This is a genomic window from Streptomyces sp. UC4497 (genome assembly GCF_054871485.1).
In genome coordinates this window covers 46,975-69,313 of sequence record NZ_JBTYHB010000033.1, presented here as the reverse complement: position 1 = coordinate 69,313, position 22,339 = coordinate 46,975, and the positions used below count along the sequence as shown (strand labels likewise).

General features: G+C 71.4%; 21 protein-coding genes. 18 read left to right on the top strand and 3 right to left on the bottom strand.

What is annotated here, in order from left to right; translation table 11 throughout:
• Positions 1–77 precede the first annotated feature (77 nt).
• The 4 genes from ACYSUO_RS33010 (at position 78) to ppk2 (ending at position 4,478) form a co-directional block, all read left to right on the top strand.
• Positions 78–1,421: an MFS transporter gene (locus ACYSUO_RS33010; protein ID WP_461779890.1), complete on the top strand. Its 1,344-nt coding sequence runs from the start codon at positions 78–80 to the stop codon at positions 1,419–1,421.
• A gap of 48 nt (positions 1,422–1,469) precedes the next feature.
• On the top strand, positions 1,470–2,672 hold the full coding sequence (locus ACYSUO_RS33005) for a glycoside hydrolase family 1 protein (RefSeq protein ID WP_461779889.1): 1,203 nt from the start codon (positions 1,470–1,472) through the stop codon (positions 2,670–2,672).
• 188 nt (positions 2,673–2,860) lie between these two features.
• Positions 2,861–3,577 carry a universal stress protein gene (locus ACYSUO_RS33000; protein WP_461779888.1) on the top strand — a complete coding sequence of 239 codons (717 nt, stop codon included), beginning with the start codon at positions 2,861–2,863 and terminating at the stop codon, positions 3,575–3,577.
• Between the two features lie 112 nt (positions 3,578–3,689).
• Complete coding sequence (ppk2, locus tag ACYSUO_RS32995) at positions 3,690–4,478, top strand: polyphosphate kinase 2 (RefSeq protein WP_461779887.1); 789 nt, start codon at positions 3,690–3,692, stop codon at positions 4,476–4,478.
• On the opposite strand, the gene ACYSUO_RS32990 is transcribed toward ppk2, so the two are convergent.
• Positions 4,451–6,223, bottom strand: coding sequence for a GAF domain-containing sensor histidine kinase (locus ACYSUO_RS32990; RefSeq protein WP_461779886.1), 1,773 nt, complete (start codon positions 6,221–6,223; stop codon positions 4,451–4,453). The two genes, ppk2 and ACYSUO_RS32990, sit on opposite strands and share 28 nt — an antisense overlap.
• A 297-nt stretch (positions 6,224–6,520) precedes the next feature.
• Here ACYSUO_RS32990 and ACYSUO_RS32985 point away from each other — a divergent pair, with 297 nt between their 5' ends.
• Positions 6,521–7,513, top strand: a complete 993-nt coding sequence (locus tag ACYSUO_RS32985) for an Acg family FMN-binding oxidoreductase (protein ID WP_461779885.1) — start codon at positions 6,521–6,523, stop codon at positions 7,511–7,513.
• Here ACYSUO_RS32985 and ACYSUO_RS32980 read toward each other — a convergent pair.
• Positions 7,506–7,787 (bottom strand): pyridoxamine 5'-phosphate oxidase family protein, encoded by a 282-nt coding sequence (locus tag ACYSUO_RS32980; RefSeq protein ID WP_461779884.1) that lies wholly within the window; start codon positions 7,785–7,787, stop codon positions 7,506–7,508. The two genes, ACYSUO_RS32985 and ACYSUO_RS32980, sit on opposite strands and share 8 nt — an antisense overlap.
• A gap of 124 nt (positions 7,788–7,911) precedes the next feature.
• Here ACYSUO_RS32980 and ACYSUO_RS32975 point away from each other — a divergent pair, with 124 nt between their 5' ends.
• From ACYSUO_RS32975 to ACYSUO_RS32930, 10 genes are all read left to right on the top strand, one after another.
• On the top strand, positions 7,912–8,829 hold the full coding sequence (locus ACYSUO_RS32975) for a universal stress protein (protein ID WP_461779883.1): 918 nt from the start codon (positions 7,912–7,914) through the stop codon (positions 8,827–8,829).
• Between the two features lie 179 nt (positions 8,830–9,008).
• Positions 9,009–9,701, top strand: a complete 693-nt coding sequence (locus tag ACYSUO_RS32970; RefSeq protein ID WP_461779882.1) for a response regulator — start codon at positions 9,009–9,011, stop codon at positions 9,699–9,701.
• A gap of 165 nt (positions 9,702–9,866) precedes the next feature.
• Positions 9,867–10,589, top strand: a complete 723-nt coding sequence (locus ACYSUO_RS32965) for a CBS domain-containing protein (protein WP_461779914.1) — start codon at positions 9,867–9,869, stop codon at positions 10,587–10,589.
• A 37-nt stretch (positions 10,590–10,626) separates the two neighbouring features.
• The gene (locus ACYSUO_RS32960) at positions 10,627–11,403 is read left to right on the top strand and encodes an HAD family hydrolase (protein WP_461779881.1); all 777 of its coding nucleotides are present in this window, start codon (positions 10,627–10,629) and stop codon (positions 11,401–11,403) included.
• Between the two features lie 161 nt (positions 11,404–11,564).
• On the top strand, positions 11,565–12,470 hold the full coding sequence (locus ACYSUO_RS32955) for a universal stress protein (RefSeq protein ID WP_461779880.1): 906 nt from the start codon (positions 11,565–11,567) through the stop codon (positions 12,468–12,470).
• A gap of 141 nt (positions 12,471–12,611) precedes the next feature.
• Positions 12,612–13,517: a universal stress protein gene (locus ACYSUO_RS32950; RefSeq protein WP_461779879.1), complete on the top strand. Its 906-nt coding sequence runs from the start codon at positions 12,612–12,614 to the stop codon at positions 13,515–13,517.
• Positions 13,518–13,543: 26 nt separating this feature from the next.
• On the top strand, positions 13,544–16,228 hold the full coding sequence (gene ppdK / locus ACYSUO_RS32945; protein ID WP_461779878.1) for a pyruvate, phosphate dikinase: 2,685 nt from the start codon (positions 13,544–13,546) through the stop codon (positions 16,226–16,228).
• A 33-nt stretch (positions 16,229–16,261) separates the two neighbouring features.
• Positions 16,262–17,155 (top strand): universal stress protein, encoded by an 894-nt coding sequence (locus ACYSUO_RS32940; RefSeq protein ID WP_461779877.1) that lies wholly within the window; start codon positions 16,262–16,264, stop codon positions 17,153–17,155.
• 311 nt (positions 17,156–17,466) lie between these two features.
• Entirely contained in the window at positions 17,467–17,841 is a 375-nt protein-coding gene (locus tag ACYSUO_RS32935) for a roadblock/LC7 domain-containing protein (protein ID WP_461779876.1), read from the top strand.
• A 188-nt stretch (positions 17,842–18,029) separates the two neighbouring features.
• Complete coding sequence (locus tag ACYSUO_RS32930; RefSeq protein ID WP_327660208.1) at positions 18,030–18,392, top strand: ArsR/SmtB family transcription factor; 363 nt, start codon at positions 18,030–18,032, stop codon at positions 18,390–18,392.
• Positions 18,393–18,557: 165 nt separating this feature from the next.
• On the opposite strand, the gene ACYSUO_RS32925 is transcribed toward ACYSUO_RS32930, so the two are convergent.
• Complete coding sequence (locus tag ACYSUO_RS32925; protein WP_461779875.1) at positions 18,558–19,421, bottom strand: universal stress protein; 864 nt, start codon at positions 19,419–19,421, stop codon at positions 18,558–18,560.
• A 196-nt stretch (positions 19,422–19,617) separates the two neighbouring features.
• Between ACYSUO_RS32925 and ACYSUO_RS32920 the strand changes: the two genes are divergently transcribed.
• From ACYSUO_RS32920 to ACYSUO_RS32910, 3 genes are all read left to right on the top strand, one after another.
• Complete coding sequence (locus tag ACYSUO_RS32920) at positions 19,618–20,634, top strand: Acg family FMN-binding oxidoreductase (protein ID WP_461779874.1); 1,017 nt, start codon at positions 19,618–19,620, stop codon at positions 20,632–20,634.
• A 151-nt stretch (positions 20,635–20,785) separates the two neighbouring features.
• Entirely contained in the window at positions 20,786–21,808 is a 1,023-nt protein-coding gene (gene gap, locus ACYSUO_RS32915; RefSeq protein ID WP_461779873.1) for a type I glyceraldehyde-3-phosphate dehydrogenase, read from the top strand.
• A 29-nt stretch (positions 21,809–21,837) separates the two neighbouring features.
• Positions 21,838–22,338 (top strand): hydrogenase maturation protease, encoded by a 501-nt coding sequence (locus ACYSUO_RS32910; RefSeq protein ID WP_461779872.1) that lies wholly within the window; start codon positions 21,838–21,840, stop codon positions 22,336–22,338.
• Position 22,339 lies beyond the last annotated feature (1 nt).

Genomic DNA, 22,339 nt, shown 5'->3' with positions numbered 1-22,339 from the left:
CGCCCCGTCACCGGCGATTGCCCTCTCCCTCCCGCAGATCTCCCGCCAAGAAGAACGCAGAGAAAAGAGAAGGCGCGATGCCTGAGCTTAGCCAGAGCCCCGTCACGCCCAAAGCCGAGCCTCGGGTCGAGGGACGCTGGCGACAGCTGTCCCTGCTCGGCGGCACGATGCTGGTCGACAGCACCGAAGCGAGCCTCGTCAGCAGCCTCTTCCCACTGATCCGGCAGTCCCTCGGGGTCTCGCTGGGTGCGCTGGGGACACTGACCGCCGCAGCCAAGATCGTGGGTGCCTTCACCGGACCCTTCTGGGTCTGGGCGGCCCAGCGCTGGTCACGCAAGAGCGTCCTCGTCGTGGCCACCGGACTCTGGGGCGTCTGGGGCGTGGCCGCGGGATTCTCGCAGAACTTCACCCAACTCCTCATCCTCTACACCGTATTGGCAGCCGGCTACGCGGCCGCCAACCCCATCATCACCGAGCTGATCGGCGACCTCTTCGGCGGATCATCCAGGGGCCGCGCGGTCGGCGTGGTCTACGGCGCGGTCTCCCTGGCCACCGCGGTGATCGGTCCCCTCAAGGGTCAGCTGGCCGGGGTCGACGACGGCTGGCGCTGGGGCCTGTGGGGCATCGGCGTCTTCAACATCCTGCTGGGCCTCGCCCTTTGGGCGGGGTTCCGCGACCCGGGACACGGCGCGTCGGAGGAGCAGCTCGCCGACCTCGACCGCGCCACCCGCGACGCCCAGGCGAAGCTCACCTGGACCAAGGCGCTCTCGCTCCTCAGGATCCGCAGCCTGGTGATCCTGCTCGTCTCGCGGCTGCTGTCCGGACACCTCCTGGTGGGCACCTTCGGCGTCGTCTTCCTCGTGGACGTCTACGGCTTCAGCACCCAGAAGGCGTCGATCGTGCTGCTGCCCTTCGGCGTCGGCTACTTCCTCGGCACGCTGCTGGGCGGCTTCGCGGCCGACCGGGCCACCCGGCGCAGCCCGCGCCACGGCCTGGTCGCGGTCCTCCAGGCGGCCCAGTTCGCCTTCGCGCTCTTCGCCTGCTTCGGCACCCAGTTCGGCTACGACAGCATCGCCGTGTTCTGCGTCTTCTTCGCCCTCATGGGCGCGACCCAGGGCATCAACCCGAGCGTCAACCGCCCCATGGTCATGGCCATCACCCCGCCGGAACTGCGCGGCGCCGCGTTCGCCCTGTACGTCTCCGTCTTCGAGGCGATCGCCTGGGCCGCGTACAGCCTCGGCGCCGGCTTCCTCGGCGACGCCGTCGGACTGCGCACGGTCTTCCTGTGGGCCCTCGTCGTCCTGATGCTGATCAACGGCGCCTTCCTGACGCTCCTTCACCGCTCGTACGCCGACGACGTGGCCCGGGTTCAGAAGGAACTGCACGCACGCCGCGAACAGGCCCTCGACTCCGCCACCTGACGCTTTCACCACACGGCCACACCAGTACACGGAAGAGAGAACCACCTCATGACGCACGCACGACGTCTGCCCGACGGTTTCCTGTGGGGCGCCTCCACCGCCGCCCACCAGATCGAGGGCGGCAACACCAACAGCGACTGGTGGGAGTTCGAGCACAGCGGAATCCCGTACGTCAAAGAGCCCAGCGGCGACGCCTGTGACAGCTACCACCGCTGGCGCGAGGACATGGACCTGCTGGCCGAACTCGGCTTCACCGACTACCGGTTCAGCATCGAATGGGCCCGCATCGAACCGGCCCCGGGCGAGTTCTCCCGCGCCGCCATCGCCCACTACCGGCGCATGGTCGAGGGCGCCCGCGAGCGGGGCCTGCGGCCCCTGGTGACCCTGCACCACTTCACCGCGCCCCGGTGGTTCGCCCAGCGCGGCGGCTGGGCCGCCGCCGGATCGGACGAACTCTTCGCCCGCTACCTCACCGCAGCGGCACCCATCTTCGCCACGGACGTGGCACACGTGTGCACCATCAACGAGCCCAACATCCTCGCCGTCATGGCGGCCGCGCAGACGGCCCTCGCCTCCGGGCAGCCCGTGGACTTCGCCGAGAACCCGCCGGCGCCGGACGAGGCCACCACCGATGCCCTGATACGGGCGCACGCCCGCGCCGTGGACACGGTCAAGTCCGTTGCGCCGCAGGCGAGTACGGGCTGGTCCGTCGCCAATCTGGTGTGCCAGCCCGTGCCCGGTGCCGAGGATGCCGCCGCGGCCTTCCGGCGCCCGCGTGTGGACGTCTTCCTCGAAGCCGCCCGCGACGACGACTGGCTCGGCGTGCAGGCATACACCCGCACCCTCATCGGCCCGGACGGCCGGCTGCCCGTACCCGAGGGCGCGGAACGCACCCTCATGGGCTGGGAGTACTACCCGCAGGCGCTGGGTCATGCCCTGCGGCACAGCGCGTCCGTCAGCGGCGGCACCCCGCTGATCGTCACCGAGAACGGCATCGCGACCGCCGACGACGCCCGCCGCATCGACTACACCACCGGCGCCCTGGACTCCTTGGCCGCCGCGATGCGGGACGGCATCGACGTCCGCGGCTACTTCCACTGGAGCGCCCTGGACAACTACGAATGGGGCCGCTACGCGCCGACCTTCGGCCTGATCGCTGTCGACCGCGAGACCTTTGTCCGCACGCCCAAGTCCTCGGCCGCCTGGCTCGGCGCCATCGGAGGCACCCGCGTGCTGCCCAGCGAGGAGTGAGGGCGAATCCCTCCCAGGGGGCCGCATCCGGCGGCGGGCCGTAGAAGTTCGCCCGTGGCATGGCGCTCGGGAGGGGCTGCCGGCCCTCTGTTGAGGACCATCCGACCCCTGCTCGTCCTTGAGCGGAGGCTTCAGCCTCAAGGGGGAAGGAACGGCGGATCGAGCGGCCCGTCAGGGGGTGAACCGGCATGGTTCGTGCGGTGGTTGTCTGTGTCGACGGTTCGGCGGGCAGTGAGGCCGCGAGGCTGTGGGCGGCGCGGGAGGCTCGGTTGCGCGCGCTGCCGTTGCGGGCGGTGGACGTGGGCCCGCCGGGCGTGGGGTCGGCCGCGCTTGGCGAGGGCGCCGAACTGCTCGTTGTCGGGGGACGGGGCGCCGGAGGGTCGGCCGGGCCGCGGCTGGGGGCGGTGGCGCGGGGCGTCGCCGACCGGTGCCCCGCGCCCGTGGTGCTCGTGCCGACGTCATACGCGACACCGGGAGCCCGGCGCTGGTCAGGGAAGGTGACGCTGTGCCTGGATGCCCATGACCCGGCGGACGGGGCCCTCGACTTCGCGCTGCGTACAGCCCGTCTGCGTAGAGCTCCGCTGCACGTTCTGCACGCCTGGAGCTACCCGAAGTGCCCGGTGGCGGCGCTTCCGTTCGCCGTTCCGGAGAAGGATCGTGCCACGTGGGAGGACCAGGAGGTGCAGAGGCTGTCCGACACGCTGCGGCCCTGGCGCGAGAAGTACCCCGAGGTGCGGGTACTCCCGGATGTGTTCCACTGTCGGGTGCCTGCCGATGCGCTGCTGCGGGCCGCGGAGAGCGCCGAGTTGCTCGTGGTGGGCCGGCGGCGTGCCGGGCGATTGGGCCCGAATGCGGAGGCCGCCGTTGGGGCGGGGCTGTGTGCTGTGGCTGTGGTGCCCGCGTGATCGGACCGGGTCCGCCGCGAAGCCATGTGTGGCCCGCGACGATTGACCTCGCGCGGGACCCCCTCCGTAAGGTCGCTTCTGGACAGGTCCGCCCGACATGAGGGGGCAGCCGGTGAAAAGGGCGCCGTACGAGCGGGAGTTGTACCGGCTGCAGGCCGAGCTGGTGAAGCTCCAGGAGTGGGTCCGGGCCGAGGCCGCCCGCCTCGTGGTGGTCTTCGAGGGCCGGGACGCGGCGGGCAAGGGCGGCACGATCAAGCGGGTGTCCGAGCACCTCAACCCACGGGTCGCGCGCATCGTGGCGCTGCCCGCGCCGACCGAGAGGGAGCGCACCCAGTGGTACTTCCAGCGGTATGTGGAGCACCTTCCCGCCGCTGGGGAAATCGTGCTGTTCGACCGGAGTTGGTACAACCGCGCCGGTGTGGAGCACGTGATGGGCTTCTGCACTCCGGCCGAGCACCGGCGTTTCCTCCAGCAGTGCCCGATCTTCGAGCGGCTGCTGGTGGAGGACGGGATCCTGCTGCGCAAGTACTGGTTCTCGGTGAGCGACGCCGTGCAGGAACAGCGCTTCCGACGCCGCCTCGAAGACCCCACGCGACGCTGGAAGTTGTCGCCGCTGGATGTGGAGTCGATCACCCGCTGGGAGGCGTACTCGCGGGCCAAGGACGAGATGCTGGTGCACACGGATGTCCAGGAGTCGCCCTGGTACATCGTGGAGAGCGACGACAAGCGCAGCGCCCGCCTCAACATGATCGCTCACCTGCTGACCACGGTGCCCTACCGGGACGTTCCGCCGCCCGCGGTCGACCTGCCCCCACGGCCGCCGACGACGGGCTACCGGCGTACGCCACGCGAGCTGCAGACCTACGTTCCCGATCACTCGGCGGGTGTGCGGGCCGACTGACGCTTGGGTCCGGAATCCAGCGGAACGGTCCACTCCAGGACGGTTCCCCGCCGATCGCCGGGGGTGACGGTGAAGGTGCCGCCGAGGGATTCCGCGCGTGTGCCCATGTTGGTCAGGCCGCTGCGGCGCGTCACCGCCGGGTCGAGCCCGCGGCCGTTGTCCGTGACACGCAGCCGCAGGCGGTCGGTCGTCGCATCGGCGGAGATCTCCACCGCGGTGGCTCCGGCATGGCGTGCGGTGTTGGAGAGCGCCTCGCGGAGTACGGCCAACAGGTGTTCCGCGTGCTGGTCGGGGACCGTGGTGTCCAACAGCCCGCTCATGCGCAGCGACGGAGTGAAGCCCAGCGTCTCGGCCGCGTGATTCACCTGGGCGACCAGCCGGGCGCGGAGCGCGGTCGCGTCCGAATGGTCCGCCTCGCGCAGCGCGTAGATGGTGGAGCGGACCACCTTGATCGTGTCGTCGAGGTCCTCCACCACGCGCTGTACGCGCTGGGCGGTCTCCGGCTGGTCCGTGAGGCGGTTGAGGACGGACTGCAGGCTGAGACCGCTCGCGAACAGCCGCTGGATGGCCAGGTCGTGCAGATCGCGGGCGATCCGGTCGCGGTCGTTGAGGACGAGCAACTGCTCGGTCTCGCGGCGGTGTTCGGCGATCTCCAGGGCGAGAGCGGCGTGGTCGGCGAAGCCGGTGATCATCGCGATGGTGGCGTCGGGGAAGGTCGGGCGGCCTTGCAGGTTGGCGACCTGGAGAACGCCGCGTACCTGGTCCCGCGTGCCGAGCGGGATGAGGAACGCGGACCCCAGGCGGGGAGCGGCTACGCGTTCCGACTCGGCCCGGGTGTCCTCGCTCAGGGCCGGGCTGACGATCGTCTCCCCGGAGCTGAACACCTTGGCGGCCAGGCTCGATCCGCCGGGCAGGGCGAGGCCGTGCTGCTGCTCGGCGTCGACGCCCGCCGCGGCCTCGACGACGAGGTCCCCGGTGTCGCTGACCGGAACGGCGAGGGTGACGAGGTCGGCGCCGGCGAGCTCGCGGACAGTGGCGGTGAACGAGTGCAGCACCTCGCCGGGATCCGCTCCGGACAGGAGGGTGCGGGTGAGTTCGCTGCTCGCCGTCAGCCAGCGTTCGCGGCGCCGGGCGTCGTCGTACAGCCGCGCGTTGTCGATCGCCACGCCGGCCGCGGCGCCCAGGGTGCGCAGGACCGCCTCGTCGTCCTCGTCGAACTGCCGGCCGCCGCTCTTCTCGGTCAGGTACAGATTGCCGAAGACCTGGTCGCGGACCTGCACAGGAGTGCCGAGGAACGTCGTCATCGGGGGATGGCCCGCAGGGAAGCCGACCGAGTCCGGATGATCGCTGAGGACAGGAAGGCGCAGCGGGCGCGGGTCGCGGATCAGCAGGCCGAGAATGCCCTCGCCCCGTGGGTAGTGGCCGATGCGCGTGATGGTCTCGTCGTCGATCCCGATGGTGATGAACTGTTTGATGCCGCCTTCCTCACCGACGACGCCGAGGGCGCCGTAGCGGCAGTCCACGACGTGGATCGCGGACTCGACGATCCGGTGCAGGACCACGTCGAGATCCAGATCGCTGCCGATCGCCAGGACCGCGTCGAGGAGGGTGTGCACCCGGTTCTGGGTGGCGCGCACTCGTTGAACCTGCTCCTGCAGATCCTCCATGAGCGTGTCGAGGCGCAGCTGAGAGGTGGGCGAGCCGACGCCCGGAGACCTGTCCGGATCGTGCGCTTGCTGCCCCATCTGGCCCCCTCGCCCGGTCCCCCGGGGGCCCATCATGCCGGACTGCCCCCGCCGGAAGTCGAGTGCTTGTACGGATGGGCGGTCGGTTCGCGCCGACCGCCGTGCTCTTGGCGTTCCGGAGCCTGCGCCCATTGTTGCTCCGGTCGCGCCTCAGGGTGAGGGCCACGAGAGCTTCAGCCTGGAGGTCGACCAGGGGGCCGCTGGGCCGCAGGAAGGTCCGATGGGCCCATCCCGGTACGGGCCCACGCCCCTGCATGGTTTCTACGGATGGCCGACAACCATTGCCGAGGAGGACCCATGCCGATCCCTCCGCCGGACCGCGCGTCCCTCACCGCACTCGTCCGGGACGCCGGCGCCGCGCCCTCCATGCACAACGCCCAGCCGTGGCGGTTCCACTACCGGTCGGACAGCCGGACGCTGCGGCTGGAGGGCGATCTCGACCGGGCCATGCCGACGACCGACCCCGATCGCCGGGCACTCCACCTCGGCTGCGGCGCCGCCCTGTTCAATCTGCGGGTCGCCGCGGCACATGCGGGACTGCATCCCCGGATACGTCTGCTGCCGGACGCCGCGGACCAACTCCTGCTGGCCACCGTCGACTTCGACCATCCCGTTCCGCCGGACGGGACCGACGTGCCGGCTGAGCTGTATCCCGCGATCCGTCAACGGCACACCAGCCGCTGGCCGTTCGCCGAGAAGGACATCCCTGAGGAGGTGCGCAACGCGCTCGTGGGCGCCGCACGTCTCGAGGAGGCGCGGCTGATCTTCCCCGAGGCCTGGCACAGGGACGTACTGCGGGATCTCGTTCACGACGCCGAGGGGCGTGACGGACTGACTCCCGACCGCCTGCGGGACGTCGAGCGGTGGACCCGGCTCGGAGACGAGGCGGACGCGGCGACGGAAGGCGTACCCGAGTACGCCTTCGGCCCACGCCCGCACCGGGGCGGCGCGTCGGTGCGCGACTTCGCGGGCCGACGTCCGGTCGCCGACCGCGGCACGACGGCCTTCGAGGACGACCCCCATCTGGCGCTGCTGGGGACGGCCGAGGACGGGCCGGTGGACTGGCTGCGCGCGGGGCAGGCCATGGAGCGGGTCCTGCTCGTGGCGACCTTGGGCGGGCTGGCCACCTGCCTGACCTCCCACCCGCTCGAAACGCCGGAACTGCGCAATCTGGCGCGCGATCCGTTGTCGTCCATGGGCCATGTCCAGATGGTTCTCCGCCTCGGCTACGGGCCGTCGGGACCGGCCACTCCACGCCGCTCGGTCCGCGACATCCTGACCGTCACTTAGGACCGCCCTCCGGGTCGCGGTTCAGCGCCGCCCAGAACCGCGGGCCGACCCGTGCCAGCCGTTCGCACGCGACTGGGTCGGTCACGATGTGGGCCTGCCCCGTGACGATCACGCTCCAGCCGGATCGCCGGTGGACGTCGATCGCGTCCGCCTCGAAGGCGATCGCGACGCCGTCGGCGAGCCGGGCGAGCTCGGAATCGGCGGACGTGCGCACCAGGACGGCGTCGTCCGCGTCGAGGGCGAGAAACATGTGCCCGTCGTTCCTTCCCGTCATCGCTTCAGAGGTTGGGGCCGCACGGCCCCAACAGGGTGGACAGTGGTGGTGGAGCGAGGCCGCCCTCGCCCGGCACGGTCGGCCGCGCCGACCCGGCCACCGTTCACCCGCAGGAGGTTCGCCCATGTCCCGAACCGTCATCGCCGGGCTCGACGGCACCGTGCAGAGCCTGGCCGCCGCCGACTGGGCCGCCCGCGAGGCGCAGTTGCGTTCTCTTCCTCTGGTTCTCGTCCACGCATGGAAGTGGCAGCCCTACGCCCAAGCCCCGCTGGGCGGGATGCCCCTTCCGGCGAACGCCCCGGAGCGCGGCTGGGCCGAGAGGATGCTGGCCGACGCCCGTTCCGCGATCGCGGAGCAGCGCCCCGAACTGCCGATCAGCACGCGTGAGGCCGACGACGACACCGTGCCCGCACTGCTGGCCGCGGCCGGGGAGGCCGAGGTGCTGGTGCTCGGCTCGCGCGGGCTGAGCGGCCTTGCCGGGTTCGTCGTCGGCTCGGTCGCGCTGGCAGTCGTCGGCCGGGTGAACGTGCCCGTCGTCCTCGTCCGCGCGGGGGAGCGGGCGGAGAACGAGCACGCGACGGACATCGCCGGGAGGGCGTCGGCCGTCACCCCGTACCGGGACGTCGTGCTGGGACTCGACCTGGAGCACCCCGACGACGCCGTGGTCGGGTTCGCCTTCGACGCTGCCGTCCGCCGCGGCACGGGACTGCGGGTCGTGCACGGCTGGAGCCCGCCGCCGTACTACTACGGCTACGCAGGCGTGCTCGACCCCGAGTCGAACGCCCAACTGGCCGCCCGGATCAGGCAGGACGTGACCGGTGTGCTGCGTGGGTGGCGTGCGAGGTTCCCCGCCGTCGACGTGGCGGCGCAGGCCGTCATCGGGGGCGCGGGACCGCACCTGGTGGAGGCCTCGCGCGACGCGTCCCTGGTGGTCGTGGGACGCCGGAACGGGCGCACCACGTTCGGCGCCCACATCGGTCCGGTGACGCAGACCGTGATGCACCACGCCGCCGCCCCGGTCGCGGTGATCCCGCACGACTGAGCGGACGGTCCACGCGGGGCGTGCGGCACGCCGTGTGCCACGGCGTTCGGCGAAAGGGCCGACCGGCCCTGGTCTTCGGGCCCGAAAACGCGAAGGATCTGGAACGGACGGTTGTCCCGAACAGCCCGAAGGGACGGCCCGGCACGAGTGACCGCCGACGCACGACAGGAGCCGCTTCGATGACGGACAGCGAGCCGCCCGCGCCCGAAACCCCGATCCGGGTCTTCCTGCTCGACGACCACGAGGTCGTCCGCCGGGGAGTGCACGATCTGCTGGAGGATCAGCCGGACATCACCGTCGTCGGCGAGGCCGGCACCGTCGAACAGGCCCTGGTGCGGGTGCCGGCGCTGCGGCCGCACGTGGCCGTGCTCGACGTGCGGTTGCCCGACGGCGACGGGGTGAGCGTCTGCCGGGATCTGCGCTCGCGCATGCCCGAACTCGCCTGCCTCATGCTCACCTCCTTCGACGACGAGGAGGCACTGCTCGACTCGATCATGGCGGGCGCGTCCGGGTACGTGCTGAAGCAGATCGAGGGGGCGAACCTGGTCTCGGCCGTGCGCACCGTGGCCCGCGGCCAGTCCCTCCTCGATCCGAGCGCCACCACGAAGCTGATGGCGCGGCTGCGCGGCGACCGGCCCAAGGAGGCGGAGCCGGACGCACTGTCGGCCCTGACGGAGCGGGAGCGGCAGATCCTCGACCTCATCGGCGAAGGCCTCACCAACCGTCAGATCGGCCGGCGGCTCTATCTCGCGGAGAAGACCGTCAAGAACCACATCTCGCGCCTGCTGAGCAAGTTGGGCGTCGAACGGCGCATCCAGGCCGCGGTCATCGCCACCGAATCACGGGAGCGGCACGGGCGGGGCGACTCCTGACCGCTCGTACAGTACCGGGCCGTGCGTCCACGAGGGCCCGTCGGAAGCCCGAACGGGGCCGGTGGGCCCAAGCGGCGCGGCGTGCGGGTGGTCGAGCCTGACAACAGGCGTCGTACGCCGATGGTGCAGGTGCTCTCGCACCGCCCGAGCCTCCTGGAGGACAGCATGCACGGCAGCCCGCACATCGTGAGCGATGTGATGACCCAGACCGTCGTCTCGGTCGGCAGCGAAGCGGCGTTCAAGGACATCGTGAAGACCATGCGGCAGTGGAAGGTCAGCGCCCTTCCCGTGCTGCGGGGAGAGTCCCTGGTCATCGGTGTCGTCTCCGAGGCGGACCTGCTCCCCAAGGAGGAGTTCCGCGACAGCGACCCCGACCGTCATACGCAGCTGAGCCGCCTCGCCGACCTGGCGAAGGCGGGCGCGCTGACCGCCGGGGAGCTGATGACGGCTCCCGCCGTCACCGTTCGCGCGAACGCGACGCTGGCGGAGGCGGCCAGGGCCATGGCCCTCAACAAGGTGAAGCGGCTGCCCGTGGTGGACGACAGCGGCACGCTGCAGGGCATCGTCAGCCGCTCCGACCTCCTGAAGGTGTTCCTGCGCACCGACGACGACATCGCCGAGGAGGTGCGCCGCGAGGTCGTCGCGTACCTGTTCCCCGCTCCGATCGAGTCGATCCGGGTGTCCGTACGCGACGGCGTGGTCACCCTCACCGGCCGCATCCGGGACACCACGCTCGTTCCCGTCGCCGCACGCCTGATACGAGCCGTGGAAGGCGTGGTCCACGTGGACTGCGCGCTCATGGGCCCGCGCCACCGCCCCGGCCTGGACCCGGACTTCGCCGAAGGTGACCCATGGCCGCGCGCCCCCGGCGCCACGAACGCCTCCTGACAGGCCTGCGGCACCCGCGCCCACCGAGGAGGACCGGATGAATGCCCGCACCGCCCGTTCGGAGGCGCCCCGCGAGGTGTTGGCGCCCGCACTGCGGGGAATCGCGGCGGTGGTGCTCGACACCGACGGAGTGATCACCGACTCCGCCCGCGTGCACGCCGCCTCCTGGAAGACCGCCTTCGACACCTTCCTGCACGACCATCCGCCAGGCGAACCGCACCACCGGCGCCCCTTCGACGTCCGTCACGACTACCTCCGGTACGTCGACGGCAAGTCCCGCCTCGACGGCGCCGCTGCCTTCCTCGTCGCCCGCGGTGTCGCTCCCACCGATGAGCGGGTGCGGTCCGTGGCCGCGGAGAAGGAGCGGCTGTACGTGGCGCGGCTGCGCGAGCACGGCATCGACGCCTACCCGGGCACCGTGCGACTGCTGCACGCACTGCGCGAGGCCGGGGTGCCCCGCGCCGCCGCTTCCGCGTCCCGGCACGCACCCGAACTGCTGGACAGGGCCGGGGTGCGGGACCTGTTCGACGTCCTCGTCGACGGAGGAGAAGCGGCCCGTCTCGCCCTGCCGGGCAAACCGCGGCCCGATCTGTTCCTGGAGGCGGCACGACGCCTTGGTGTCCCGGCGCGGCGCACGGCCGTCGTCGAGGACGCCCTGGCGGGCGTCGAGGCGGGCCGGGGCGGCGGATTCGCGCTGGTCGTCGGAGTGGACCGGGCGGGCGGCCCGGGCACCAGGGAGCGACTGCTGCGGCACGGCGCGGACATCGTCGTCGGCGACCTGGGTGAACTGGTCGGCCAGGGAACAAGACCGTGACAGCGAAGACGTGGAACCACGGCGGCTCCGCCCGAGCGCGCTGGAGCCGTCGCACCGGCGGGCCCGGGCCCCTTGGCGGGGGCCAGGGACCAGTGGCCCCTCTTCCCGCGAGGCGTCGGCGCAGACCCTGGAATCAGCAGCCGGTACTCGAGGAGGACACCATGTACCGCAATGTCACGGTGGGTCTCGACGGTTCGGCCGAGAGCCGCGCCGCCGCGGAGTGGGCGGCCCGCGAAGCGGAACTGCGCGGACTGCCGCTGAAACTGGTCCATGTGTGGGAGCCGGTCCCGGACCCGATCGCCCAGGCGCCACTGCTCGGCCCCGAGACGCACCGGCACTGGACCGAGCGGATCCCACGGGAGAACGTTGATGGTCTGCGCCTGCGGCATCCGCGGGTGGATGTCACGTCCGAGCAGGTCGCCGGTAAGCCGGCCGACGTCCTGGTGGAAGCCGCGAAACACACCGAACTGCTGGTGCTCGGCTCCCGTGGGCTGAGCGGCCTCGCCGGGTTCCTGGTGGGGTCGGTGGGGCAGGTGGTGATCGGGCACACCGAGACGCCCGTGGTCCTCGTACGGGCGGGAGAACAGGCCTCCGACGAACACGTCATGGACCCGTCCGGCATCCCGTCCGCCGCGACCGCCTACCGTCCCGTCGTCCTCGGCCTGGACACCGACAGCCCGGACGACGCGGTGATGGCGTTCGCCTTCGAGGAGGCCGCGCGTCGAGGCACCGCCCTGCACGCGGTCAACAGCTGGAACCTGCCGCCCTACTACGTCTACGGCCCGACCGCCGGCATCGAACCGGACGACGAGGTCCTGCGTCAGAAGAGCGCCGAACTCGCCGAGACGCTGCGTCCCTGGCGTGAGAAGCACCCGAACGTCGAGGTCCTCGAGATCTCCCGCAGCGGCAGCCCGGTCCAGCACATCGTTGCCGCCACCCGCGAGGCCTCGCTCGTCGTGGTGGGCCGGCGCGTCCGCCGAGCGCAGGTCGGTGCCCACATCGGTCCTGTCACCCACGCGGTCCTGCACCACGCCGCAGCCCCGGTTGCCGTCGTCGCGCACCGCTGAGCCCTTCACGCAAGGACAACCACCTTGCAGGCAGGGGCCGTTCGGTCCTCGACAGGGGGCCGGCGGCCCCTCCCGGGTGCCGATGCCGAGCGAAACCATGAGGTCGTCCGGAGCGGGAGAGCCCACGGAAGGTGCCCGAGCATGTCGCGAACTGTGGTTGTCGGAATCGACGAATCCTCCGAGAGCCTCGCCGCCGCCGAGTGGGCGGCCGAGGAGGCGATGGCGCGTGACCTGCCGCTGCGGCTCGTGCATGCCTGGAACTGGAGCCCGCACCCCGCTTCCGATGTGCCCCTCGGCGCGACATCGGCCGGCGTGGCGCAACGCGCCCGTGCACGGGCGGCCTTGGGCAGGGCGGAGACCCGAGTGCGTGGCGTCTGCCCGGCCGTGCCCCTGACGGCGGATGCCGTGGAGGGGCCGGCGTCGACCGCGCTGCTGCGGGCCGCCGAGCAGGCCGAGGCTCTTGTGCTCGGGTCCCGGGGGCTCGGCGCCATCAGCGGCGTCGTCGTGGGTTCCGTGGCGCAGAGCGTGGCGGCCGCGGCGCCGGTGCCCGTCGTGCTCGTCCGTGCCGGAACGCCCACCGCTCACGCACACGGACCGGGCACCGAGGACAAGCCACGCGCCGACGTGATTCTCGGGCTCGACCTGTCCGACCCGTGCGACGAGGTGGTCGACTTCGCGTTCGCCGAAGCCGCGTTGAAGGGGGCCCGTCTCCACGTCGTGTCCGCCTGGCGAGGCCCGTCCCTCTACACGCTGGGGCCGGGCGAACTCGCGCTCGCGGCACGGCCGCAGCGTCAGGAGGAGTGGCACGGATTCCAGGACGCGGTGCTGCAGACCTGGCGCGGAAAGTTCCCCGGCGTGGAGGTGACCGCGACGGTCGTCGAGGGCCGGGCCGTGACGCCGCTCCTGGCGGCCACCGAGGGCGCCCGCCTCGTCGTGGTCGGCCGGCGCGCACCCGGGCGACACCGCACCGGCCACCACAACGGCCCCGTCACCCACGCGGTGATGCACCATGCCCGCTGCCCCGTCGCCATCGTCCCGCACTCCTGACCCGCACCGCTGAAGGGAAGCCTGTCATGAGCGTTCCCAAGCAATACGTGTACGCGTTCGGCGACGGCAACCGTGACATGGCCGACCAGCTCGGCGGCAAGGGGGCGGGCCTCGCGGAGATGAGCAGGCTGGGGCTGCCCGTGCCGCCGGGCTTCACCATCACCACCGAAGCCTGCCGTGCGTTCCTGCTCACCGGCGAGGAGCCCAGGGACCTGGGCGTCGAGGTGGCACAGCAACTCGTGTCCCTGGAGCGGGAGGCGGGGCGCACTCTGGGGGCTCCGGACGAGCCGCTGCTCATTTCCGTGCGCTCCGGCGGCAGGTTCTCCATGCCCGGCATGATGGAGACGATCCTCGACATCGGCCTCGGCGACGTCAGTGTCGAAGGACTGGCCCGCGCCACCGGACAGGAGCGCTCCGCCTGGGACTCCTACCGGCGACTGCTGCAGATGTTCGGGCACACCGTGCTGGGCGTCGACGCCACGCTGTTCGAGAACCTCATCGCCGCCCGCAAGCGCGACGCCGGTGTCAAGGACGACGGTGAGCTGGACGTCGACCAACTCAAGTGGCTGGTGGGCGAGTTCAAGGAACTCATTCGGCGGGAAGGCGCAGAGGACTTCCCGCAGGACCCGGTCGAACAGCTTCAGCTGGCCATTCGCGCGGTCTTCACCTCGTGGAACAGTGAACGGGCGCGCCTGTACCGCTCGCGCGAGCACATCCCCGACGACCTCGGCACCGCCGTCAACGTCCAGGCCATGGTGTTCGGAAACCTCGGCCAGGATTCCGGCACCGGCGTCGCCTTCACCCGCGACCCGGCCACGGGCGCCCCCGGCCTGTACGGCGACTACCTCTTGAACGCCCAGGGCGAGGACGTCGTGTCCGGCGTGCGCGACGCCTCGCCGCTCGCCACATTGAAGACGTCCCTGCCCGGCGTGTACGCCGAACTGGCCTCGCACTTGCGTACGTTGGAAGAGCACTACCGGGACATGTGCGACGTCGAGTTCACCATCGAGCGCGGCAAGCTGTGGATCCTGCAGACGCGCATCGGCAAGCGCACGGCGGAGGCCGCGTTCCGTGTCGCGTACGAGCTGGTGGACGAGGGCCGGATCACCGAGGACGAGGCGCTGACGCGCGTGGACGGGGCGGCCCTGAACCGGCTGATGTTCCCGCGCTTCGCCGGGCACTCCACCGATGTACCGCTTGCGCGGGGCGTGGCCGCGTCCCCGGGCGCCGCGGTGGGTGCGGTCGTCTTCGACACACCCACCGCCGTGCGGCGCCACCGGGCGGGGCAGCACGTCGTACTCGTGCGGCGCGAGACCACTCCGGACGACCTGCCCGGCATGATCGCCGCCGATGCCGTGCTCACCAGCCGGGGCGGAAAGACCAGCCATGCCGCCGTCGTGGCCCGCGGCATGGGCAAGGTGTGCGTCTGTGGCGCGGACACGCTCACCGTCGACATCGCGGCGCGCCGCCTGACCACGCCGTCCGGTGTGGTGGTCCACGAAGGCGACACCGTCTCCGTCGACGGGACGGCGGGCACCGTGCACCTCGGGGCGCTGCCCCTGGTGGACTCCGAGGTCCGGCAGGCGGTCGAAACCGGTGCGGACACGGGGGAGTTGGGAAGCGCCGTGCGACGGGCTCTGGATCACGCCGACGAGGCGGCCCGCGTGGAGGTCCGGGCCAACGCCGACACCCCGGCCGACGCCGCGCTCGCGCGGCAGCTCGGAGCGCGGGGGATCGGCCTGTGCCGCACCGAGCACATGTTCCTGGGCGAACGCCGCTCCCTGGTCGAGGACATGATCCTCGCGCGGGACGACGAGGCCCGCGCCGCGTCGTTGGCAGCGCTGCTGCCCCTGCAACGGAGCGACTTCACCGACATCCTGCGCGCCATGGACGGCCTGCCGGTCACCATCCGGCTGCTCGACCCGCCGCTGCACGAGTTCCTGCCCGACCTGACCGACCTGTCCGTACGCGTGGCGACGCACACCCAATCGGGCTCCCGCGACCGCGAACTCCTGGGCGCCGTAAGGAAACTGCACGAGCAGAACCCGATGCTCGGTCTGCGCGGCGTGCGCCTGGGCCTGGCGACCCCGGGCCTGGTCGCCATGCAGACCCGCGCGATCGCCGAGGCGGTCGATCAACGGTTGCGCGACGGCGGCGATCCCCGCGCCGAGATCATGATCCCCTTGGTGGCGACCGCGACCGAACTCCAGCTCGCACGCGCCGAGGTGCAGCGGGCGCTCGCCGAGGTGTCCCTGGAGACCGGGCGTCGCATCGACTGCCCGATCGGCACGATGATCGAACTGCCCCGTTCCGCGCTGACGGCCGGCCGTATCGCTGCCTTCGCCGACTTCTTCTCCTTCGGCACCAACGACCTCACGCAGACGGTCTGGGGCATGTCCCGGGACGACGCCGAGGCATCCTTCTTCCCGCTCTACCTGGACGGCGGCGTCTTCGCCGTCTCGCCCTTCGAGAGCCTCGACGAAGAGGGCGTCGGCGAACTGGTGCTGCGCGCCGTGGAGTCCGGACGTGACGCCAAACCTGCCCTCACCACCGGGGTGTGCGGCGAACACGGCGGAGACCCCGCTTCCATTCACTTCTTCCACCGGGCCGGTCTCGACTACGTCTCGTGCTCGCCGTTCCGGATCCCGACCGCGCGGCTCGAAGCGGGCCGGGCCGCGCTCGGCCCGGTCGCGTCGAGTGACAGCCGCTGAAGCGCACGGCACGACCACAAGGGGGTGGCGTACATGTTGAAACCGATTGTCGTCGGCGTCGACGGATCCCGTGAAAGCGTCGCCGCGGCACACGTGGCAGCCAGGGAAGCGTTGCGTCGTGACCTTCCGCTGCGCCTGGTGCACGCATGGGAGGGCCTGCCGCCGCAGGGCGTGAAGGCGACCCTGCCCGAGTTGCGGGCACCGCAGTTCTGGGCACAGCGCGCGCTGCGCACCGTGAGCGAGCAACTGCATCTGCGGCACCCGAAGTTGTTCGTGTCCACGGAGCAGCTCAGGGCGGCTCCCGGGCCCGCCCTGCTGGCCGAGACCGGGGCGGCCGAGATGCTCGTGCTGGGCAGCCAGGGGCTGGGGAGCGTGAGCGGGGTGCTCGCAGGATCGGTCGCGCTCGGGGCCGCGGCCCACGCCCCGTGCCCGGTGGTGCTCGTGCGGTCCGGGCATACGGCCGACCGGGAGTACCTGCCGGGCGCGCACCCCGAGGCCACACGTGGGTCCGCCCGTGACGTCGCGCTCGCCGTCGACCCGGCACAGCACTGCGATCCCGTGGTCGACCTCGCCTTCCGGGCGGCGGAGTTGCGCGGTGCACCGCTGCGGATCGTGCACGCGTGGCACGTTCCGTTGCGGCAGGGTCTGGTCGGCCCGGACGAGCGCGCGGCGACCAGGGATCGTGCGCGGAGCCGGCTTGCCGCGGTGCTGGAGCCGTGGCGGAGCAAGTATCCGAAGGTCCCCGTGCGCGAAGTCGTCGTGGAAGGCCGTCCGACGCACCACGTGGTCAAGGCGGCCGCCGGCTCGGGGTTGCTGGTCGTGGGCAGGCGCAACAGGCCGGCGGCGATCGGGCCCCACCTCGGGCCGGTGGCGCACGCGGTGATCCATCACATGGACTGCCCCGTGGCGGTGGTTCCGCATGAGTGACACGTGATGCCGACAACCAACGTGCCGCAAGGGGGGAAGCCTGTGTCTGATCCCCTGATATGGACCTTGGGTCCCGGCCTACCCGGCGGACCATGCCGCGACAGTTACTCAGGGGAGTAGACGTCGCACCAGCAGGCACGCGAAGCCCTCGCGACAAGCGGCCGTCCACCCCGGCACGACAGGTGCCATATCGCGTGGAAAATCCGTCCGCAACCACTTTGGGCATATGCCTCCGAGGTGGCGATACGCCTCCTAGGTTCCTCTACGAGGGCCTGGAACCAGCCCTCGTACCTCTCTCCCTAGGAGGACCCATGACCAGTGTGGAAGTGTCGCTGAAGACCCTGCTGACCGAGATCGAGGGCGCGGTGGGAGCCGCGGTCGTCGACTACACCAGCGGCATGGCGCTGGGCACCCTGGGCGGCGGCAAGCAGCTGGACCTGAGCGTCGCCGCGGCCGGGAACACCGACGTGATCCGCGCCAAGATGCGCACCATGGAGACGCTGGGTCTCAAGGACAAGATCGAGGACATCCTGATCACCCTGGGCACCCAGTACCACCTCATCCGCCCGGTGGCCGGCAGGTCCGGCAACGGACTGTTCATCTACGTCGTCATCGACAAGGCCCGCTCGAACCTCGCCATGGCCCGCCACCGCCTCAAGCAGACCGAGGAGCAACTGGAAGTCTGAGCCCCGACGCCACTTCATTTGCCCGCTACTTGAAGACTTCTTCAAGTCATTACTTGCATCTGTCGAGCTGTCGACTCCAGCAGCCGTGGCGGGGAAGAGAATCGGACAACGCACCGGGCGTGGCGACGAGCGAGGCCGCCGCGCCCCTCCTTCGCAACCTCATCCGAGCCAGGGAAGTGAGCGAGCCCGTGCAGCGCCCCCTCTATCAGGTCAAAGCAGAGTTCTTCCGCATGCTCGGGCATCCCGTCCGCATCCGCGTCCTGGAACTCCTGCAGAACGGGCCGGTGTCCGTACGGGATCTGCTCATCGACATCGACATCGAGCCCTCGAACCTCTCACAACAACTCGCCGTGCTGCGCCGTTCCGGCATCGTCGTGTCCACCCGTGAGGGCACCACGGTCACCTACGCGCTGGCCGGCGGCGACGTCGCCGAACTCCTGCGCGCGGCCCGCCGCATCCTCACCGAACTCCTCGCCGGCCAGAGCGCCCTGCTGGCCGAACTCCAGGACTCCGAACAGCCCTCGTGCCCCACCGTGCAAGCACGCCCTTGAGTGCGGCGCGGCCCACCTCCGGCCGGCCGGAAGCCCGCACGGGTGTGGGCGGCGGCCGGAGGATGGTTCGGGCCGGTGCTGGGCCTGACCCGCGAAGCTGGTGTGGCGCGATCCACTGCTGCACAGGCACTGACGGCAGAGGAGGCGGGACCCCGGCGCGCGCTGTCAGTCGTGCGGCACGACGGCGACCGGACATGCCGAGTGGTGCAGCACGGCGTGGCTGACGGGGCCGAGTTGGAGACCGACGCCGCTGCGGCGCCGTCGTGCGCCGACGACCAGTAGGTCCGACAGTGCGGACGCCTCCACCAGCACGTCGCGGGCGCGGCCCTCGTAGGGGTGCGCACGCACCGTGACGGAACTGTGCGCCTCGCGCGGGTCGTGCAGCGCGGACATCAGCTCGTTCCCCGCGCGCACCACGTGGCCCTCGCTGTCGGCCGTTGGATAGTCGGGGACTTCGTGGGCGGGGCAGCGCCTGGCGCGCAGGGCGAGGACGTCCGTGCCTCGCATCTCTGCCTCGCGCAGCGCGAACTCGGCCGCCGCTCCTGCCCGTTCGGGGTCTCCGATGCCCAGGGTGATCTGGCCGAGGCCGCCCTGGACGTTCTTGTCGTTGCCGCGTACGACGACCACCGTGCACTCCGCGTGGGCCGCCACGGGCAGGCTCACCGAACCGAGCAGGAGGCCGGTGAACGTACCGTGTCCGCGGCTTCCGACAACGACCGCGCCGGCGTCGCGTGAGGCCTCGACCAGCGCGGCGGTCGGATCCTGCGGCACCACCCGGCTGGTGATCGTCAGTTGGGGCGCACGCTGTCGGGCGCGTTCGACGCCCTGGGCCGCGAGGTGCTCCGCGTGCTGCTGCAGCGAACTGCGGTCGAGGCTGTTGGACGGCAGGTGGGCCTCGTACTGCTCCCAGCGCGAGGCATGCACGATGCGCAGTTCGGTCGCCCTCCGGACCGCTTCGTCCACGGCCCAGTCCAGCGCGTGCAGGCTCGGCTCCGAGCCGTCGATTCCCACGATCAGAGTTCGTTCCACTGTCTCCGCCTCCTCTCGGACCGGGCCCCGGGACCCAGGGGCCCACCCGGTGCACGCTGCCACCGCGCCGTCCCGCGGTGCAGGGGCCGAACCGGCCTCGGCGCAAGGGTCGTTCGGCCCCTGCACCGTGCGCCGGCTCCGGACGCACCGTGGTCACAGGAACTCTTGTACGGCACCCGCTGAGGAGATGGCGGCCATGAGCGCTACGACGCTGGACGCATCGGTACTGGAAAGGCTGCTGGCGGCTGCCGTGGCAGCGCCCTCCATCTTCAATACGCAGCCGTGGAAGTTCCGGCTCGACCCCGACACCAGCGCCCTTGAGGTGTGGGCCGCGCCGGAGCGCTCGTTGAGGGAGGCGGATCCGACGGGCCGCGCGCTGCACCTGTCGGTCGGTGCCGCTGTCTTCAACCTCCGTGTCGCGGTGGCTCATTGCGGGTGGGTACCGGTGACGCGCCTGCTGCCCAGCCCGGACGACCCCGGGATGCTCGCCAGCGTGCGGCCCCGGCGGGCCGCTCCGGGGCGCTCGCCGGGGCATCGCCGGGACCTGTACGACGCGATCTGGCGGCGCCACAGCAGCCGGTTCCCCTTCTCCGAACGCCCGCTGCCGCCTGCTGTCTGCGCCGAACTGGCCGACGCGGCGCACCTGAGCGGTGCCCTGCTCTCCTTCCCGACGTCCGCGGAGAAGGTCTTCCTGCTGCGGGTCACCGCGGAAGCGGAGCGGCGCAACCGCAGCGACCCCGACCGCTCCGCGGAGAGCCGTCGCTGGGTGCACAGGGACGCGTACGACAGGGCCGATCTCGGGATGCCGCGCGCGACTCTCGGGGTGCAGGATGCCCATGAACAGCTCCCCATGCGGGACTTCAGCGCGCAGCGCCACCTCGCGGGACTGCCGGCCCAGAAGTTCGAGCGCCGCCCTGTGATCGCGCTGCTCAGTACCGTGCACGATCGTCGTGCCGACTGGCTGCGCGCCGGGCAGGCCCTCGAGCACGTCCTGCTCGTCGCCACGGCCCACGGCCTGCGCACGTCCCTGCTGCACCAGGCAATGGAGTGGCCCGACCTGCGCAGGAACATGCGTCCCGACCCGGAACTCGCGGGTCATGTCCACATGTTGGTGCGTCTGGGCTACGGGCCGGAAGCGTCGGCCGCCCCACGGCGAACACCGGACCATGCCGTAACCGTCGGGCCGGACGCGGTCGTCGCGCACGGCCGCTGAGCCGGGGCACGGCCGGGACGGGACCCGACGTCCGCTGTCGAGGGGGCCGAACGGCCCTCGCCCGGACCCGCAGGACCCCTGCCCGCGCCGTCGGCCGACCACGAGGCTGACGGCAGGGACGAGAAGCCGGATGATCGGGAGGGGACGGGACATGAGCGTGCGCGTGGGCATCAACGGGTTCGGCCGCATCGGCCGCAACTATCTGCGCTGTGCTCTGGAGCGTGCCGAGAGCTCGGCCGGGACACCGGTCGGGGTGGTCGCCGTCAACGACATCACGTCGCCTGCGACCCTCGCGTACCTGCTGGAGTACGACTCCACGTACGGCAGGCTGCACCGCACCGTCACCAGTGACGACAGCTCCTTGACCGTCGACGGGCACCGTGTCGCGGTCACGGCCGAGCGCGATCCTGCGGCCCTCGCCTGGGATGCGAGCGGGGTGGACGTGGTCATCGAGGCGACCGGCCGCTTCCGTACGCGTGAGGACGCCGGGGCGCACCTGAAGTCCGGCCCGCGCAAGGTGCTGCTGTCCGTCCCGGGCAAGGGAGTCGACGCCACCCTGGTGATGGGGGTCAACGAGGGGACGTACGACCCCGATCACCACCACGTGATCTCCAACGCCTCGTGCACGACCAACTGCGTCGCGCCGATGATGAAGGTGCTCGCCGACCGTTTCGGTGTCGCCATGGGGCTGATGACCACGATCCACGGCTACACGAACGACCAGGCGGTCCTCGACGGCCCGCACAAGGACCCGCGCCGGGGCCGCACGGCCGCCGTGAACATCATCCCGACCAGCACCGGGGCGGCCCGGGCCGTCGGAGTGGTGCTGCCGGAGCTCGCGGGGACGCTGGACGGGCTTGCGGTGCGGGTGCCGGTGGAGGACGGATCGCTGACCGATCTGACGGTCGTGCTCGACGAGCCGGCCTCCGCACAGGAGATCAACGCCGCGTTCCGGGAGGCCGCCGACGGCCCGCTGAAGGGAATCCTGCGGGTGTCCGACGCGCCGATGGTCTCGCGCGACGTGGTCGGCGACCCCGCCTCCTGCGTCTTCGACGCCCCGCTCACCCAGGTCAACGGCGACCTGGTGAAGGTCTTCGGCTGGTACGACAACGAGTGGGGCTACACCAACCGACTCCTCGACCTCACCGAGTACGTCGCGGCCCGTCTGCCGTAGAAGCCGCGGAACCTGTGGAGGGAGCGGTCATGGCCGGACGCACACGTATCGCCGTGATCGGTGTGGGCAACGAGTTCCGACGGGACGACGGTGTCGGCTGGGCCGTTGTGGACCGTCTGCGGGGGCGCGCCACGCGGCGGCCATTGCCGACGGGGACGGTTCTCGACGTCTGCGACGGAGACCCGGGCCGGCTGATCGGGCTGTGGGAGGGAGCGGGCCTCGCGGTCGTCGTCGACGCCGCGCATGCCCACCCCGGAAAGCCCGGCCGTGTGCACCGGATCGAACTTGACTCCGAGCGGCTGAACCAGCCACCCACGACGAGCTCGCACGGCATGGGCCTGGGGGAGGCCGTCGAACTCTCGCGTGTCCTTGGCCGGTTGCCGGGGCGTCTCGTCGTGTACGCGGTGGAGGTCGGCGACAGTTCCCTCGGCACGGTGATGTCCGGAGCGGTCGCGGCCGTGGTCGATCCGCTGGCCGCATCGGTCGAGGACGAGATCGCCCGATACAGCGACGCCGTCGCGCGGGGATGAC

What these genes read in the sequence shown, in the direction of transcription:
- ACYSUO_RS33010 (WP_461779890.1), top strand. Translation starts at nt 78, where the DNA reads ATGCCTGAGCTTAGCCAGAGCCCCGTCACGCCCAAAGCCGAGCCTCGG.
- ACYSUO_RS33005 (WP_461779889.1), top strand. Translation starts at nt 1,470, where the DNA reads ATGACGCACGCACGACGTCTGCCCGACGGTTTCCTGTGGGGCGCCTCC.
- ACYSUO_RS33000 (WP_461779888.1), top strand. Translation starts at nt 2,861, where the DNA reads ATGGTTCGTGCGGTGGTTGTCTGTGTCGACGGTTCGGCGGGCAGTGAG.
- ACYSUO_RS32990 (WP_461779886.1), bottom strand. Translation starts at nt 6,223, where the DNA reads ATGGGGCAGCAAGCGCACGATCCGGACAGGTCTCCGGGCGTCGGCTCG.
- ACYSUO_RS32985 (WP_461779885.1), top strand. Translation starts at nt 6,521, where the DNA reads ATGCCGATCCCTCCGCCGGACCGCGCGTCCCTCACCGCACTCGTCCGG.
- ACYSUO_RS32980 (WP_461779884.1), bottom strand. Translation starts at nt 7,787, where the DNA reads ATGACGGGAAGGAACGACGGGCACATGTTTCTCGCCCTCGACGCGGAC.
- ACYSUO_RS32975 (WP_461779883.1), top strand. Translation starts at nt 7,912, where the DNA reads ATGTCCCGAACCGTCATCGCCGGGCTCGACGGCACCGTGCAGAGCCTG.
- ACYSUO_RS32970 (WP_461779882.1), top strand. Translation starts at nt 9,009, where the DNA reads ATGACGGACAGCGAGCCGCCCGCGCCCGAAACCCCGATCCGGGTCTTC.
- ACYSUO_RS32965 (WP_461779914.1), top strand. Translation starts at nt 9,867, where the DNA reads ATGCACGGCAGCCCGCACATCGTGAGCGATGTGATGACCCAGACCGTC.
- ACYSUO_RS32960 (WP_461779881.1), top strand. Translation starts at nt 10,627, where the DNA reads ATGAATGCCCGCACCGCCCGTTCGGAGGCGCCCCGCGAGGTGTTGGCG.
- ACYSUO_RS32955 (WP_461779880.1), top strand. Translation starts at nt 11,565, where the DNA reads ATGTACCGCAATGTCACGGTGGGTCTCGACGGTTCGGCCGAGAGCCGC.
- ACYSUO_RS32950 (WP_461779879.1), top strand. Translation starts at nt 12,612, where the DNA reads ATGTCGCGAACTGTGGTTGTCGGAATCGACGAATCCTCCGAGAGCCTC.
- ppdK (WP_461779878.1), top strand. Translation starts at nt 13,544, where the DNA reads ATGAGCGTTCCCAAGCAATACGTGTACGCGTTCGGCGACGGCAACCGT.
- ACYSUO_RS32940 (WP_461779877.1), top strand. Translation starts at nt 16,262, where the DNA reads ATGTTGAAACCGATTGTCGTCGGCGTCGACGGATCCCGTGAAAGCGTC.
- ACYSUO_RS32935 (WP_461779876.1), top strand. Translation starts at nt 17,467, where the DNA reads ATGACCAGTGTGGAAGTGTCGCTGAAGACCCTGCTGACCGAGATCGAG.
- ACYSUO_RS32920 (WP_461779874.1), top strand. Translation starts at nt 19,618, where the DNA reads ATGAGCGCTACGACGCTGGACGCATCGGTACTGGAAAGGCTGCTGGCG.
- gap (WP_461779873.1), top strand. Translation starts at nt 20,786, where the DNA reads ATGAGCGTGCGCGTGGGCATCAACGGGTTCGGCCGCATCGGCCGCAAC.
- ACYSUO_RS32910 (WP_461779872.1), top strand. Translation starts at nt 21,838, where the DNA reads ATGGCCGGACGCACACGTATCGCCGTGATCGGTGTGGGCAACGAGTTC.